Here is a 14357-nt window from a genome sequence, read left to right on the forward strand (position 1 = left end):
CCCCGCCGCCCGCCCCGGCCCCCGCGCCGGCGGGCGCCAGCTACGGCTCCGCCGCGCCCCCGGCCGCACCGGCCGGCCCGTCCGCCGGTGCGGGCTTCGCGCCCCCGCCGCTCCCCGGCCGCCCCCAGGGCCCGGTCCAGCCGCCGGCCCCGCACGGCAGCGGCGCCGGGTTCGCCCCCGCCCCGGCCGTCGGAGGTCCCGGCGTCGGCGGCCCCCCGCCCGCGTACCCGGAGTTCGACGGTCCCGGCACGGAGGCCTTCCCGGTCTACGGCGCGCCCGACGGGCCGACGGGCGGGCCCGCGCTGGGCACCGTACCCGTGGGGGCCGAGGAGTCCCTGGGCTGGCCCGGTCCCGAGGCCGTGGACTTCCCGGCCCCGGTCCAGAAGCCCGGCCCCATCACCCCGCCGCCCGGGCCGCAGCCGCCGCGGCAGACCGTCCCGGTGCCCCCGCCCGGCCCGGCGGGCAAGAAGCCCGCGAAGCCCGGCAAGGCGGGCAAGTCCGCCGCCCCGGCAGCGCCCGCCAAGAAGGGCCGCTCCAAGGTGGCCCTGCTCGGCGGCGCCGTCGTCGTCCTCGCCGGCGCGGTCTACGGCGCCGGACTGCTGCTGAACCACTCCGACGTCCCCAAGGGCACCACCGTCCTCGGCGTCGACATCAGCGGCAGCCGCGACGACGCCGTCACCAAGCTCCAGACCGCCTTCGGCACCCGCGCCGCGGCCCCGCTGCAGCTCAGCGTGGGCGGCAAGCAGGTCGAGCTGAAGCCCGAGAAGGCCGGTCTGACCCTCGACAGCCAGACCACGGTCCGCAACGCGGCGGGCAGCGACTACAACCCCGTCACGGTCATCGGCTCGCTCTTCGGCGTCGAGCGCACCGCCGAGGCGGTCATGCCCGTCGACGAGGAGAAGCTGCGGGTCGCCCTGCAGGAGCTCGCCGGCACCGCCGGCTCGGCCACCGAGGGCACCATCAAGTTCGACACCGGCAAGGCCGTCGCGGTCCCCGGCAAGGCGGGCACCAGCCTCGACGTCGACGGCTCCGTGGACAAGGTCACCAAGGCCTTCCGCGAGCTGGTCGGCACCGGCAAGGCCGGCGCGGTCGAACTCCCCACCGCCACCAAGGAACCCACCGTCACCGAGGCGGAACTGAACCGGGCGATGAAGGAGTTCGCGGAGCCGGCGTTGTCCGCTCCCGCGACCGTCAAGGCGGGCGGCAAGAGCCTGCCCTTCGGTGCCAGGTCCCTGCCCAAGATCCTCAGCATGACCGCCGTGGACGGCCACCTCGTCGAGAAGTACGACCTGGAGGCCCTGAAGGCGACCTACGGGAACACCTTCGACGGGGTCATGATCACGCGGGGGACCGGTGCGAAGACCGCGGTCACCCCGCAGGACGTCGCCGGCGCCCTCGGCAAGGCGCTCGTGGGCAAGACCGCCGCCGAGCGGATCGTCACCATCGAGACCAACGCCAACTGACGGTCCCGCACGGCACGCACGGCACGCACGGCCCCTTCCCGGCCCCCGGGAAGGGGCCGCGTCGTGTCCGCACGGCGTCCGCGCCGCGTCCGCGCACGTCAGCGTCATGCCGAGCGCATGACATCCGTCATGCCACAGTCACGACCGCCGACACTGCCGGACGCACCCCCGTACGGGCGATCCTCGTTCCATGACGACGACGACCCCGGCGCACTCCGCGGGACCGGCCACCACGGCCGGCCCGGTGGTGAGCTTCCAGAACGTGACCAAGAGCTACGGCCAGGTCCGCGCGGTCGACGGCCTCTCCCTGGAACTCCACCCGGGTGAGACCGTCGCACTCCTCGGCCCCAACGGGGCCGGCAAGTCCTCCACCCTCGACCTCCTCCTCGGGCTGCGCCCGCCGGACTCCGGCGAGGTCCGGCTCTTCGGCGCCACCGCCCGCGAGGCCGTCGCGGCCGGCCGGGTGGGCGCGATGCTCCAGAGCGGCGGCCTGATGGAGGAGGTGTCCGTACGCGAACTCGTCGCCCTCGGCTGCTCCCTGCACCCCCGCCCGCACCCCGTGGACGAGGTCCTGCACCGCGCCGGCATCACCGAGATCGCCTCCCGCATGGTCAACAAGCTCTCCGGCGGCCAGGAGCAGCGCGTCCGCTTCGCCCTCGCCACCACGGGCCACAACGACCTGATCGTCCTCGACGAGCCCACCACCGGCATGGACGTCACCGCCCGCCAGGCCTTCTGGGCCACCATGCGGGAACAGGCCGCCCAGGGCCGCACGGTCCTGTTCGCCACCCACTACCTGGAAGAGGCGGACGCCATCGCCGACCGGGTGCTGGTGCTCAACAAGGGCCGGCTCCTCGCCGACGGCAGCGCCGCCGAGATCAAGGCGAAGGCCGGCGCCCGCCGGGTCGCCTTCGACCTCGACGGCACCGTCGACGAGCAGGTGCTGCGCGCCCTGCCCGCCCTGACGGGCTTCGAGCTGCACGGCACCACCGTCAAGCTCCAGTCCAGCGACGCCGACGCGACCGTGCACGCCGTGTACGCGCTCGGCCTCTACCCCAGGAACCTGGAGGTCGCGGGCCTCGGCCTGGAGCAGGCCTTCATCGCCCTCACCGAGGCCGAGGAGGCCAACCGATGAACGCCGGAACGTACCAGCTGATCAAGCTGGAGGTCATCCGCGCACTGCGCAACAAGAAGTACCTGTTCTTCACCGTGATGTACCCGGCGGCCCTCTTCCTGATGCTCGGCGGCACCCTGAGCGGCACGACCAAGGTCATGGGCACCGACCTGACGATGCCCGCCTTCTACATGGTCGCCATGGCCTCCTTCGGCGCGCTGACCGCCGTCCTGGTGGGCAACAGCGAACGCATCGCCAAGGAGCGGGAGAAGGGCTGGGTCCGCCAGCTGCGCCTGACCGCCCTCCCCGGCCGCGGCTACGTCCTCGCCAAGACCGCCAGCGCGGGCGTGCTCTCCCTGCCCGCCATCCTGGTCGTCTTCGTGGTGGCCGCCGTCGCCAAGGACGTCCGCTTCGAGGTCTGGCAGTGGTTCGCCCTCACCGTCGCGATCTGGGCCGGCAGCCTGGTCTTCGCCGCGCTCGGCGTGGCCATCGGCTACTGCGCCAGCGGGGACAACGTCCGCCCCATCACGATGCTCCTCTACTTCGGCCTCTCGATCCTCGGCGGCCTGTGGATGCCCACCGCCGCCTTCCCGCAGTGGCTCCAGACCATCTGCGAGTGGCTGCCCACCCACGCCTACGCGGGCCTCGGCCAGGCGATCGAGCTGGGCGGCGCACCGCACGTCAAGGACGTGGCGATCCTCATCGGGTACTTCGTACTCTTCACCGGTGCGGCCGCCTGGCTGTACCGCAAGGACTCGCTGAAGGCGTGACGCAGAGATGGCAGTGACGGTCGAGGACGACGCGGACACGACGCGGACGACGGGCGGGGTCCGCATCGGGATCCCGTTCGGGAGCCGCCGCCAGCACCTCGTGAGGCTGTTCTGGACGGGGCTGTGGCTCTTCTACCTCATCGTCCCCGTCCTCGACCTGGTCCGCGGCGGACACGGCGCCGCGGACCGGACGCTCGGGATCCTCGGCCTCGCCGCGTTCGTCGTCGCGTACCTGATCCTCGTCCTGCGGACCGGGCCCGTGGTCTTCCCGGGCCGGGTCATGATCACGCTCGGCGTCCTCGCCGCCCTGGCCGTGGTCCTGTCACTGGCCCTGGGCCGCGAATGGCTCGTCCTCTTCGTCTACGTGGCCATCTCCTCGGGCGCCGCCCTGCCCGCGGAGTACTCCCGCTGGACCGTTCCCGCCGCCACCGCCCTGCTCAGTGCGACGGCCCTCCTGGTGCCCGACGGCGACCACTACCTGGTGGGTCTGCTGCTCCCGTCCCTGATGGGCGGATTCGCGATGGCCGGCGTCCGGGCGATGCTGCGGACCACCATGGAACTGAGAGAGGCCCGCGCCACCGTGGCCCAGCTCGCGGCCAACGAGGAACGCCTGCGGATGGCCCGCGACCTGCACGACCTGCTGGGCCACTCCCTGTCACTGATCACGCTGAAGAGCGAACTCGCGGGCCGGATGCTGCCGGACCACCCCGACCGGGCCGCCCGCCAGGTCGCGGACATCGAGCAGGTCTGCCGCCAGGCGCTGGTCGACGTACGGGAGGCCGTCAGCGGCTACCGGCGCCCCACGCTCCCCGGCGAACTGGCCGGGGCCCGTACGGCCCTGACGGCCGCAGGGGTGACGGCCGACCTGCCGACCGAGGCCCCGGGGGAACTCCAGGAGGAGACGGAGTCGGCCCTGGCCTGGTCGCTGCGCGAGGCCGTCACCAACGTCGTCCGGCACAGCGGGGCCAAACGGTGCGCCGTCACCCTGGAGGCCTGCCAGACGCTCGCGGGCCCGGTCATGGAACTCACCGTCCGTGACGACGGCGCCGGCGGCCCCAGTGCCCACGGCAACGGCCTGACCGGTCTGGCGGAACGGCTGGAGGCGGTCGGCGGCACCCTGGCGGCGGGCCCCGCGGGCAGGACCGGCTTCCGGCTGCGCGCCCGGGTCCCCCTAGGATCCTCCTCATGACCCCAGCCGCACCCATCCGCATCCTGCTGGCCGAGGACCAGTCGATGGTCCGCGAGGCCCTCGCCGCCCTGCTGGGGCTGGAGCCGGACATCGAGGTGCTGGCCCAGGTCGCGCGGGGCGACGAGGTGGTCGCCGCGGCCGGGAACCACGACGTGAACGTCGCGCTCCTGGACATCGAGATGCCCGGAATGACCGGCATCGAGGCCGCGGCGGAACTCCGCCGGTCCCACCCCTCCCTCAAGATCGTCGTCCTGACCACCTTCGGCCGGCCCGGCTACCTCCGCGGTGCGATGGAGGCGGGCGCCTCCGCCTTCCTGGTCAAGGACGCCCCGGCCGCGCAACTCGCCGACGCGGTGCGCAAGGTCCTGGCGGGGGAGCGGGTCATCGACCCCACCCTGGCAGCGGCGGCCCTGGCGGGGGGCGCGAACCCGCTGACGGACCGCGAGCGGGAGGTCCTGCGGGCGGCGGAGTTCGGCGCGACCAACGCCGAACTGGCGGCCCGCCTGAACCTGTCGCAGGGCACGGTCCGCAACTACCTCTCGACGGCCATCCAGAAGCTCGCGGCCCGCAACCGGGCCGAAGCGGTGCGCGTGGCCCGCGAAAAGGGCTGGCTCTAGCCCGGCCACCGTCGCCGGTGCGGCTCACCACACGCCGCTCCGCGCCCGCGCCTCAATCGCCGGCGGGGCTGGAATTGCCCCACCGGGCGGAAATCCAGCCCCGCCGGCGATTGAGGCGCGGGGGTCCGGGGGCGGAGCCCCCGAAGGGTCCGGGCGGAGCCCGGCTGGGGGTCCCCCGGGCGGAGTCAACGGTCAGTTCAGGAGGGCGCGGGCGGAGACGGCCTCCGCCCTGATCCGCACCGCGGCGTCGACGTCCACCGCGTCCATCACCCGCGCGTACGCCTCCAGCTCACCCGCCCCCTCCCGGAACGCCCCCCGCTCCACCAGCAGCCGCGCCCGCTCGTACCGGAGCCTCGCCGGATGCGACGGCAGCAGCAGCGCCAGGTCCAGCGCCCACAGCGCGACCCCCGACTGCTCGGGCCGCGAGGAGGCCCACGCCCGGATGTTGTTCAGGATCCGCAGCACGATGTCCAGGGTCCGGGCCGGCGTCCGCGGCCCCTCGGCCAGCTCCGCGGGGCCCGCGCCCAGCGAGGCCCCGCCCGCGAACGGGTCCGCGACGACCCCCTCCTCCGGATCCCCGAAGCCGATCACGAAGTGGCCCGGCAGCCCCAGCCCGTACACCGGCGCCCCGGCCCGCCGGGCGACCTCCAGCCACACCACCGACAGCAGGATCGGCAGCCCCCGCCGACGCCGCAGCACCTCGTGCAGCAGCGAGGACGACAGCCGGTCGTAGTCGGCCGGAGTGCCGTGGAAGCCCATCCGGCCGCCGAGCAGCTCCGTCACCGCCGAGGCCCACGCCCGTGCTCCCCGCAGCCCGTACGGGAGCATCCCCGCGAGCCGGTCCAGCTCGATCTGCGCCCAGTCCATGGCCCGTTCGTCCAGCTCCGGGTCGGCCTCCGCCGCCAGCAGCAGGCACAGCTGCGCCAGGTCCGGGCGCTCGGCGCGGGCCTCCGCCGCGAACAGCTCCCGCGTCGCCGCGCTCACCGGGCCCCCTCCCGGAAGTGGTGGTAGGCGTGGTGGGTGGCGAAGCCCAGCCCGTCGTAGAGGGCGCGGGCCTGCGGGTTGTCGGTCTCCACCTGGAGCCACGCCGCCGACGCGCCCTCCTCCAGTGCCCGGCGCGCCAGCACCGCCATCACGGCCTTCGCGAGCCCCCGGCGCCGGTGTTCGGGGTCGACCGTCACGGCGCCGAAGCCCGCCCAGCGCCCGTCCACCACCATGCGCCCGACGGCTCGGCCGCCGCCGAGCGAGGCGAACCAGACCGACGGTCCCTCGACCAGCATCCGCCGGGCCAGGTCCGGGTCCCGGACCTGGCCGTAGCGGCCCAGCCAGTCCTCGTCCGGAGTCCGGGTCAGCGTCACCGCGGCCGAGACCGACTCGTCCGCGTCCGCCTCGCCGACCGGCGCGAGCGCCCCGATCCGCACCTCCGCGGAGACCTCGTTGACCCAGCCGCGCCGCTCCAGCTCCGCGCAGAGCAGCTCCTGCGTGCCGACCGCGCCCGTCGCCGCCTGCACGTAAGCCGGAAGCCCGCGCTCCGCGTACCACGCGGTCACCCGCGCGAGTGCTTCGTCCAGGGGTATCCCGGGATCGCCGAGCGGGAGGACCGAGTTGGCCCGCCGGGTGAACCCCTCGGCGGCCCGCAGGGTCCACTCGCCCAGCCGCTCGCTCTCCAGCGGCAGCCAGGCCCGCGCCGTGACCCTCGCGAGCTCCTCGAAGGAGGCCGCCGGACCCCGTCGACGGGCCGGCGCGGGGGGCACGACCTTGCCCGCCACCAGCGAGGATTCCGGGATGCGGACGGACACGCCGTCCTTGCGTGTGATCGTCAGCACACCCTGGTTCCAGGATGTGAGAACGCCGACGGCGTCCGAGAAGACAGGGGGTACCCCAGCCTCGCCCTCCACCCGTCGTACAGAGACTCGTTTACCCACGTCAGCCGGGGTGATACGGATCTCCAGCAGCCCACCAGCAGTGATTTCCACAGCTCTGTCCGCCCCTCCTGTTCGGATCGTGCCCGGGAACGGAGATACTAGGTGCGGGCATCGACGACGCCGCGCTCCCGCGCGAATGGACAGCCCTACCGAGGAGGAACGAGAGCGTGACCTACGTCATCGCGGAGCCTTGTGTCGACGTCAAGGACAAGGCATGCATCGAAGAATGCCCCGTCGACTGCATCTACGAGGGCCAGCGGTCCTTGTACATCCACCCGGACGAGTGCGTCGACTGCGGCGCGTGTGAGCCGGTCTGTCCGGTCGAGGCCATCTTCTACGAGGATGACACCCCGGAGGAGTGGAAGGACTACTACAAGGCGAACGTCGAGTTCTTCGACGAGCTCGGTTCGCCCGGTGGTGCCTCCAAGCTCGGTCTGATCGAGCGGGACCACCCCTTCGTCGCCGCACTGCCTGCCGACATCAACGGCGAGCACTGACCGTTCACGGCAGACGCGCCTCTCGGTCCCGTACGGCACTCCTGCCGCACGGGACCGAGCCGTTTTCCCGCTTCCCACAGAGAGCAGAGACCACCGTGGCCGCAGTATCCGACCGTCTTCCCGCCTTCCCCTGGGACAAGCTGGAGCCGTACAAGGCCACGGCGGCGGCCCATGCGGACGGCATCGTCGACCTCTCCGTCGGCACGCCCGTGGACCCGGTTCCGGAGCTGATCCAGCGCGCCCTGATCGGCGCCGCGGACTCCCCGGGCTACCCGACGGTATGGGGGACGCCCGCCCTGCGCGACGCCCTCACCGGCTGGCTCCGCGGCCGGCTCGGCGCGAGCGCCGCCGGGCACCGCAACGTCCTGCCCGTGGTGGGTTCCAAGGAACTGGTCGCCTGGCTGCCGACCCAGCTGGGCCTCGGCGCCGGCGACAAGGTGGCCTACCCGCGCCTGGCCTACCCGACGTACGAGGTCGGCGCGCGGCTGTGCGGCGCCGAGGCCGTGGTCTACGACGACCCGACCGAGCTCGACCCGGCCGGCGTGAAGCTCCTGTGGCTCAACTCCCCGTCGAACCCGACCGGAAGGGTCCTCTCCAAGGAGGAGCTGATCCGGATCGTCGCCTGGGCGCGCGAGCACGGCATCCTGCTCTTCAGCGACGAGTGCTACCTGGAACTCGGCTGGGAGGCCGAGCCCGTCTCCGTCCTGCACGACGAGGTCTGCGGCGGCTCCTACGAGGGCATCGTGGCCGTCCACTCGCTCTCCAAGCGCTCCAACCTGGCCGGGTACCGGGCCGCGTTCATCGCCGGTGACGCCGCCGTCCTCGGCGAACTGCTGGAGATCCGCAAGCACGGCGGCATGATGACCGCCGCCCCCGTCCAGGCCGCCGTCGTCGCGGCGCTCGGCGACGACGCCCACGTCGAGGAGCAGCGCGGCCGCTACGCCGCCCGCCGTCAGGCGCTGCGCACGGCCCTGGAGGCGCACGGCTTCCGGGTCGAGCACAGCGAGGCCAGCCTCTACCTGTGGGTGACCCGCGACGAGCCCTGCTGGGACACCGTCGCCCACCTCGCCGGCCTCGGCATCCTGGTCGCTCCGGGCGACTTCTACGGCGAGGCCGGCGCGAACTTCGTCCGCGTGGCCTTCACCGCCACCGACGAGCGGGTCGAGGCCGCGGTCAAGCGCCTGGGCTGAGGCGCCGCCGCCCGAGACGGCCCGAAGGGGCCGGGAGCAACCACTCCCGGCCCCTTCGGTGTTCCGTTCGGTCAGCCCCCGAGCGGCAGCCCGCCCACGGGCAGGGTGCTCACCGGCAGCTGGCCGACGGGCAGGTCCTTCACCGGCAGGTCCTTCACGGGCAGGTCCTTGACCGGCAGCTGCCCGGCCAGCGGCAGCCCGCCCAGCATCCCGCCCGCACCGTCCGCCACGGCGGCGGCGGGGGCGGCGGCGGGGACGGCCCCGGTCACGGTGTCCGCCGCCTGGGTGGCGGCGGAGGCGTCCGGCGCGGTGAGTGCGCCCAGCTGCGGCACGGACTCCAGGCCCGCGGCACTGGCCGCGCCGGCCGCACCGACCACGGGAGCGGTTCCGGCTGCGAGGAGAAGCGCGGCGCGGGCGATCCGACGGGTCAGGGGGAGGGACATGATGCTCCTAAGCGGTAGCGGCTGAGTACACCGTGTACAACCGCTTCCGGGGTGGGTGGAGTTGCGGACCCGGCGGGTAAAGGATCAGTAACGCATCGTTTAATCGGCTTCCGCGACAAACGCATTGGATGCGCGCCCACCAGGCCTTCCGTCCGCTTCCGGCCCGCCCGGCCCGGCCGGCCGGCCACCCCCGTACGGGTGGGGTCCCGTACGTACGGGCGGTTCCGGCGTCAGCCCCGGCGGGCGACGAAGATCCGTACCTCGTCCGGCGCCGGGTCGTACGGGTCCGTCCCGCCCGCGCTCCGCGGCCGCCAGGCGCCCCCTTCGTCGCCCGCCGTCCAGCGCGAGGTGCCGTACGAGACCCGGGCGATCCCCAGCTCGTTCGAACGGGCCACCGCCCAGTGGGCCATCGCCCGGCCCCGGCGCGCCTCGCCCGGCCCGCCGTCCTTCCGCAGCCGCAGCGAGACCTCGGCCTCCGGGACCGTGCCCGGCTTCGTGCGGCCCGCCGCGGCGCCGCCGTGGGCGCCGCCCAGGGCCTCCTTGCCGAAGGCCCGGGTCAGCTCCGAGCGGACCTTCTCCGGGTCGCCCGGCTGCGGGGCCGGGCCCGAGCAGATCAGCGTGGCCGGCGTACCGCTCTCGCCGAAGGCGGCCGTCAGGACCGTGGCGTCCGGCTCGTGCTTCGCGTAGGCCTGCGGGAAGCCGCTGAGCTGCACCCTCTGAGCCGCCACCGTCAGCGGCAGCCGCGTGTACCCCTTGATCTCGGCGAGCCGGTCGTAGAAGATCCCCGCCGAGTACACCGGGTCCATGATCTGCTGCGGGGTGCCCCAGCCCTGCGAGGGCCGCTGCTGGAACAGGCCCAGCGAGTCCCGGTCGCCGTGATCGAGGTTGCGCAGCGCCGACTCCTGCATCGCCGTCGCCAGCGCGATGGTCACCGCCCGGTCCGGCAGCCCCTTGGAGATCCCGACGGCGGCTATGGTCGCCGCGTTGGCGGCCTGTTCGGGAGTCATCTCGTACGTCTGCACGACGCCCGGGGAGGCGGCGTCCGCCCCGGTCGCCGTGACCTTGCAGTACGGGGCGCCACCACCGGTGGAGGACCGCTGCGCGGCGAAGTACCCGGCCACCACGAGCAGGACGGCCAGCCCCAGGGCCACGCGGAGCGACCTGCGGCGGCGGGGACGGAAGCGATCTGTCTCGGACACGCGGCCCACCGTACTTGAGGCGTTCGACGCGTCCAGTGACCGGACGGACCCGGTTCCGGCACATCCCGGGGCGTTAGGGTCGGGTCCATGTCCCAATCCGAGCTGGACCTCACCCTGGACGCTGCCGAGCTGACCGCCCGGCTCGTCGACATCCCATCCGTGAGCGGCGACGAGAAGGCACTCGCCGACCTCGTGGAGAACGCGCTGCGCGGCCTCGCGCACCTGACCGTCGACCGCCACGGCAACAACGTCGTCGCCCGTACGCACCTCGGCCGCGGCGAGCGCGTCGTACTCGCCGGCCACCTCGACACCGTGCCGATCGCCGACAACGTGCCGTCCCGCCTGGACGAGAACGACGTCCTGTGGGGCTGCGGCACCACGGACATGAAGTCCGGCGTCGCCGTGCAGCTGAGGATCGCGGCGACCGTCCCCGAGCCCAACCGCGACCTCACGTTCGTCTTCTACGACCAGGAAGAGGTCGCCGCCGACCTCAACGGCCTCGGCAAGGTCGCCGCGGCCCACCCCGACTGGCTGACCGGCGACTTCGCCGTCCTGCTGGAGCCCTCCAACGCCGAGGTCGAGGGCGGCTGCCAGGGCACCCTGCGCGTCCTGCTGCGCACCAAGGGCGAGCGCGCGCACTCCGCCCGCAGCTGGATGGGCGCCAACGCCATCCACGCCGCGGGCCCGATCCTGGCGAAGCTGGCCGCGTACGAGCCCCGCAGGCCGGTCATCGACGGCCTGGAGTTCCACGAGGGCCTCAACGCGGTCCGGATCGAGGGCGGCGTCGCCAACAACGTCATCCCCGACGGCTGCACGGTGACGGTGAACTTCCGCTACGCCCCCGACCGCAGCGAGGCCGAGGCGCTGGCCCACGTACGGGAGGTCTTCGCCGACTGCGACATCGACGAGTTCGTCGTCGACGACTCGTCCCCCGGCGCCCTCCCCGGCCTCTCCCACCCGGCCGCCGCGGCCTTCATGGAGGCCGTCGGGGGCCACGCCATGCCCAAGTTCGGCTGGACGGACGTGTCCCGCTTCAGCGCGCTCGGCGTCCCGGCGGTGAACTACGGTCCGGGCGACGCCCTGCTGGCCCACAAGGTCGACGAACGCGTCGAGACGAAGGCGATCCTGCACTGCGAGGAACGACTCCGCGCCTGGCTGACCTCCTGAATTCCACCTCTCGTCACCTTCGTGCGCCTAACCTGATCGAACGATCAGCAGGAGGGAGCACATCATGGGCAACCCTGAAGGTTCGTCCCGTCGCAAGCCGGAGGAGCAGCAGCTCGGGCCGGTGCTGCGCAGGCGGGGACAGGTCCAGGCGGGTAGTACGACGGACCAGCGGCTGCTGGACTCGGCCGGACCCTCCGAGTGGGTGCACACCGATCCCTGGCGGGTCCTGCGCATCCAGTCGGAGTTCATCGAGGGCTTCGGCACGCTCGCCGAGCTGCCGCCCGCGATCAGCGTGTTCGGGTCGGCCCGTACCCCGGTGGACTCGCCGGAGTACGAGGCGGGCGTACGGATCGGGCACGCGCTCGTGGACGCCGGCTTCGCCGTCATCACCGGCGGCGGCCCCGGTGCGATGGAGGCGGCCAACAAGGGCGCCCGCGAGGCGAACGGCATCTCCGTCGGCCTGGGCATCGAGCTCCCCTTCGAGCAGGGGCTCAACCAGCACGTCGATCTCGGTCTGAACTTCCGGTACTTCTTCGTCCGCAAGACGATGTTCGTGAAGTACAGCCAGGGGTTCGTGGTGCTGCCGGGCGGTCTCGGCACCCTGGACGAGATGTTCGAGGCCCTGACCCTGGTCCAGACCCAGAAGATCACCCGGTTCCCGATCGTGCTGTTCGGCACGGAGTACTGGAGCGGTCTGATCGACTGGCTGCGCAACACGGTCATCGCGCAGGGCAAGGCCTCGGAGAAGGACCTCTACCTCTTCCACGTCACGGACGACGTGGACGAGGCGATCGCGCTGGTGACGAAGGAAGTCGGGAAGTAGCTCCCGCACCGTCCCCGGGCGGGAGACCGCACGGGGACGGCCCGGCCGCGGAGGCCCTCGGGCCAGGCCGCGGCGAGGCCCTCAGGCCAGGCCGCGGCGGGCGACGGCCGGAGGGCGGTGCCCCTGGATCGAGGCCACCATGTCGAGGATCTGCCTGGTCTCCGCGACCTCGTGGACGCGGTACACCTGTGCGCCGAGCCAGGCCGATACGGCCGTGGTGGCCAGCGTTCCCAGCAGGCGTTCCTTGACCGGCTTGTCGAGGGTCTCGCCGACGAAGTCCTTGTTCGACAGGGAGACCAGCACCGGCCAGCCGGTGTCCGTCATCTCCGACAGCCGGCGGGTCGCCTCCAGCGAGTGCCGGGTGTTCTTCCCGAAGTCGTGACCCGGGTCGATCATGATCGACTCCCGGGGGACGCCCAGCGCCGCCGCCCGCTCCGCGAGCCCGACCGTGACGCGCAGGATGTCCTCCATGACGTCCTCGTACGAGGTCCGGTGCGGCCGGGTCCGCGGCTCGACCCCGCCCGCGTGGGTGCAGACGATGCCCGCGCCGTGACGCGCGGCGACCTCCGCCAGCTTGGGGTCCACCCCGCCCCACGCGTCGTTCAGCACGTCCGCCCCGGCCTCGCACACGGCCTCGCCGACCTCGTGCCGCCAGGTGTCCACGCTGATCACCACGTCCGGGTGGCGGCGGCGTACCTCCGCGACGAAGCCGACCGTGCGCCGGGCCTCCTCCGCGGCGTCCACGTGCTCGCCGGGACCGGCCTTGACCCCGCCGATGTCGATGATCGCGGCGCCCTCGGCCACGGCCCGCTCGACGCGGTCCAGCGCGGGCTCGTCGCGGAAGGTCGCGCCCTGGTCGTAGAAGGAGTCCGGGGTCCGGTTCACGATGGCCATGATCACCGGCTCGTGGGGGTCGAACTCGCGCCTGCCCAGTCGCAGCATCCTGCTCTTTCCTCCTTCGGCGACCCTCGCGCCTCGTCTGCGACCTTAACCTGGTGGCCGGAGTCTCTCAGGGGAGTTGATCGTGTTCTGGTTCTTGCTGATCGCGCTGGTCGTGGTCGTGGCCGCGGTCACCCTCGCGGTGGTCGGCGGAGGCGCGGAAGCCGTACTGCCCGACGCCGAACCGGACCGGGTGGCCGACGCGCTCCCGGAGAGCCGGCCGGTGGTGCGGGCCGACATCGACGCCCTGCGGCTGCCGGTCGCGCCGCGCGGCTACCGGATGGCCGAGGTGGACGACGTACTGGACCGGCTCGGGGCCGAGCTGGCCGAGCGGGACGCCCGGATCGCCGAGCTGACGGCCGCCGCCGCGCCGCACGGCCCGGCCGGCGCCCCGGAGCCCGCCGACCGGGTCGACCTCACCAAGGACGAGCGGTGAGCGGCGGCGGCCCGGTCGCCGGGCCCGACGGCGCCCTGCGCTGCCCGTGGGGGCTGTCCACGGAGGACTACGTGGCCTACCACGACACCGAGTGGGGCAAGCCGGTCCACGGGGACGACGCCCTGTACGAGCGGCTGTGCCTGGAGGCCTTCCAGTCCGGGCTGTCCTGGCTGACGATCCTGCGCCGGCGCGAGGGGTTCCGTAAGGCCTTCGCGGACTTCGAGATCGCGGCGGTCGCCCGCTTCGGACCGCGGGACGCCGAACGGCTCCTCGCCGACGAGGGGATCATCCGCAACCGGGCCAAGATCGAGGCCACCCTCGCCAACGCCAAGGTCCTGGCCGGGTGGCGGCCGGGGGAGCTGGACGCGCTGATCTGGTCCCACGCCCCGGCGGAGCCGGGCCCGGCCCCGGAGAACACCGCCGACGTGCAGGCGGTGACCCCCGAGTCCACGGCCCTGGCCAAGGCCCTCAAGAAGGCGGGCATCCGATTCGTCGGCCCGACCACCGCCTACGCCCTGATGCAGGCGTGCGGCCTGGTCGACGACCACCTCGCGGGCTGCGTCTCCCGCGGGGCGTAGCCGGCCG

At 73.3% G+C, this 14357-nt stretch carries 16 protein-coding genes; 11 read left to right on the forward strand and 5 right to left on the reverse strand.

Annotated elements, in window-relative coordinates:
* From ACEPPI_RS30805 to ACEPPI_RS30825, 5 genes are all read left to right on the forward strand, one after another.
* Nucleotides 1-1463 (forward strand): hypothetical protein (locus tag ACEPPI_RS30805; protein ID WP_373918556.1); only part of this gene is annotated, 1463 nt, incomplete at its 5' end.
* A 190-nt stretch (nt 1464-1653) separates the two neighbouring features.
* Nucleotides 1654-2598 (forward strand): ABC transporter ATP-binding protein, encoded by a 945-nt coding sequence (locus ACEPPI_RS30810; protein ID WP_373918557.1) that lies wholly within the window; start codon nt 1654-1656, stop codon nt 2596-2598.
* Nucleotides 2595-3347 (forward strand): ABC transporter permease, encoded by a 753-nt coding sequence (locus ACEPPI_RS30815; RefSeq protein WP_373918558.1) that lies wholly within the window; start codon nt 2595-2597, stop codon nt 3345-3347. The genes ACEPPI_RS30810 and ACEPPI_RS30815 overlap by 4 nt, the downstream gene beginning before the upstream one ends.
* 7 nt (nt 3348-3354) lie before the next feature.
* Complete coding sequence (locus ACEPPI_RS30820; protein ID WP_373918559.1) at nt 3355-4536, forward strand: sensor histidine kinase; 1182 nt, start codon at nt 3355-3357, stop codon at nt 4534-4536.
* Nucleotides 4533-5153 (forward strand): response regulator transcription factor, encoded by a 621-nt coding sequence (locus tag ACEPPI_RS30825; protein ID WP_373918560.1) that lies wholly within the window; start codon nt 4533-4535, stop codon nt 5151-5153. Before ACEPPI_RS30820 ends, ACEPPI_RS30825 begins: the two co-directional genes overlap by 4 nt.
* A 192-nt stretch (nt 5154-5345) precedes the next feature.
* On the opposite strand, the gene ACEPPI_RS30830 is transcribed toward ACEPPI_RS30825, so the two are convergent.
* On the reverse strand, nt 5346-6137 hold the full coding sequence (locus ACEPPI_RS30830; RefSeq protein ID WP_373918561.1) for a transglutaminase-like domain-containing protein: 792 nt from the start codon (nt 6135-6137) through the stop codon (nt 5346-5348).
* Nucleotides 6134-7129, reverse strand: a complete 996-nt coding sequence (locus ACEPPI_RS30835; RefSeq protein ID WP_373918562.1) for a GNAT family N-acetyltransferase — start codon at nt 7127-7129, stop codon at nt 6134-6136. The genes ACEPPI_RS30830 and ACEPPI_RS30835 overlap by 4 nt, the downstream gene beginning before the upstream one ends.
* A gap of 116 nt (nt 7130-7245) precedes the next feature.
* Between ACEPPI_RS30835 and fdxA the strand changes: the two genes are divergently transcribed.
* Both fdxA and dapC read left to right on the forward strand, forming a co-directional pair.
* Nucleotides 7246-7575 (forward strand): ferredoxin, encoded by a 330-nt coding sequence (fdxA, locus tag ACEPPI_RS30840; protein ID WP_030226044.1) that lies wholly within the window; start codon nt 7246-7248, stop codon nt 7573-7575.
* A 95-nt stretch (nt 7576-7670) separates the two neighbouring features.
* Nucleotides 7671-8765 carry a succinyldiaminopimelate transaminase gene (gene dapC / locus ACEPPI_RS30845; protein ID WP_373918563.1) on the forward strand — a complete coding sequence of 365 codons (1095 nt, stop codon included), beginning with the start codon at nt 7671-7673 and terminating at the stop codon, nt 8763-8765.
* A gap of 71 nt (nt 8766-8836) precedes the next feature.
* Here dapC and ACEPPI_RS30850 read toward each other — a convergent pair whose 3' ends face one another.
* On the reverse strand, nt 8837-9208 hold the full coding sequence (locus ACEPPI_RS30850) for an ATP-binding protein (RefSeq protein ID WP_373918564.1): 372 nt from the start codon (nt 9206-9208) through the stop codon (nt 8837-8839).
* A gap of 230 nt (nt 9209-9438) precedes the next feature.
* Complete coding sequence (locus tag ACEPPI_RS30855) at nt 9439-10416, reverse strand: hypothetical protein (protein WP_373918565.1); 978 nt, start codon at nt 10414-10416, stop codon at nt 9439-9441.
* 78 nt (nt 10417-10494) lie between these two features.
* Here ACEPPI_RS30855 and dapE point away from each other — a divergent pair, with 78 nt between their 5' ends.
* Nucleotides 10495-11574, forward strand: a complete 1080-nt coding sequence (gene dapE, locus ACEPPI_RS30860) for a succinyl-diaminopimelate desuccinylase (protein ID WP_373918566.1) — start codon at nt 10495-10497, stop codon at nt 11572-11574.
* A gap of 64 nt (nt 11575-11638) precedes the next feature.
* Nucleotides 11639-12397, forward strand: a complete 759-nt coding sequence (locus ACEPPI_RS30865; RefSeq protein ID WP_030226035.1) for a TIGR00730 family Rossman fold protein — start codon at nt 11639-11641, stop codon at nt 12395-12397.
* Between the two features lie 81 nt (nt 12398-12478).
* On the opposite strand, the gene folP is transcribed toward ACEPPI_RS30865, so the two are convergent.
* Nucleotides 12479-13339 (reverse strand): dihydropteroate synthase, encoded by an 861-nt coding sequence (folP, locus tag ACEPPI_RS30870; protein WP_356222881.1) that lies wholly within the window; start codon nt 13337-13339, stop codon nt 12479-12481.
* Between the two features lie 76 nt (nt 13340-13415).
* Here folP and ACEPPI_RS30875 point away from each other — a divergent pair, with 76 nt between their 5' ends.
* Nucleotides 13416-13772 carry a DivIVA domain-containing protein gene (locus ACEPPI_RS30875; protein WP_373918567.1) on the forward strand — a complete coding sequence of 119 codons (357 nt, stop codon included), beginning with the start codon at nt 13416-13418 and terminating at the stop codon, nt 13770-13772.
* Complete coding sequence (locus ACEPPI_RS30880; RefSeq protein WP_373918568.1) at nt 13769-14350, forward strand: DNA-3-methyladenine glycosylase I; 582 nt, start codon at nt 13769-13771, stop codon at nt 14348-14350. Before ACEPPI_RS30875 ends, ACEPPI_RS30880 begins: the two co-directional genes overlap by 4 nt.
* Nucleotides 14351-14357 lie beyond the last annotated feature (7 nt).

The sequence above is a fragment of the Streptomyces sp. AB3(2024) genome, assembly GCF_041862025.1.
Lineage (GTDB): Bacteria > Actinomycetota > Actinomycetes > Streptomycetales > Streptomycetaceae > Streptomyces.

Bases quoted from the DNA above. Each gene is read 5' to 3' on its own strand.
- folP (WP_356222881.1), bottom strand. From the start codon at position 13,339: ATGCTGCGACTGGGCAGGCGCGAGTTCGACCCCCACGAGCCGGTGATC.
- ACEPPI_RS30850 (WP_373918564.1), bottom strand. From the start codon at position 9,208: ATGTCCCTCCCCCTGACCCGTCGGATCGCCCGCGCCGCGCTTCTCCTC.
- ACEPPI_RS30810 (WP_373918557.1), top strand. From the start codon at position 1,654: ATGACGACGACGACCCCGGCGCACTCCGCGGGACCGGCCACCACGGCC.
- ACEPPI_RS30820 (WP_373918559.1), top strand. From the start codon at position 3,355: ATGGCAGTGACGGTCGAGGACGACGCGGACACGACGCGGACGACGGGC.
- ACEPPI_RS30865 (WP_030226035.1), top strand. From the start codon at position 11,639: ATGGGCAACCCTGAAGGTTCGTCCCGTCGCAAGCCGGAGGAGCAGCAG.
- ACEPPI_RS30815 (WP_373918558.1), top strand. From the start codon at position 2,595: ATGAACGCCGGAACGTACCAGCTGATCAAGCTGGAGGTCATCCGCGCA.
- ACEPPI_RS30825 (WP_373918560.1), top strand. From the start codon at position 4,533: ATGACCCCAGCCGCACCCATCCGCATCCTGCTGGCCGAGGACCAGTCG.
- dapE (WP_373918566.1), top strand. From the start codon at position 10,495: ATGTCCCAATCCGAGCTGGACCTCACCCTGGACGCTGCCGAGCTGACC.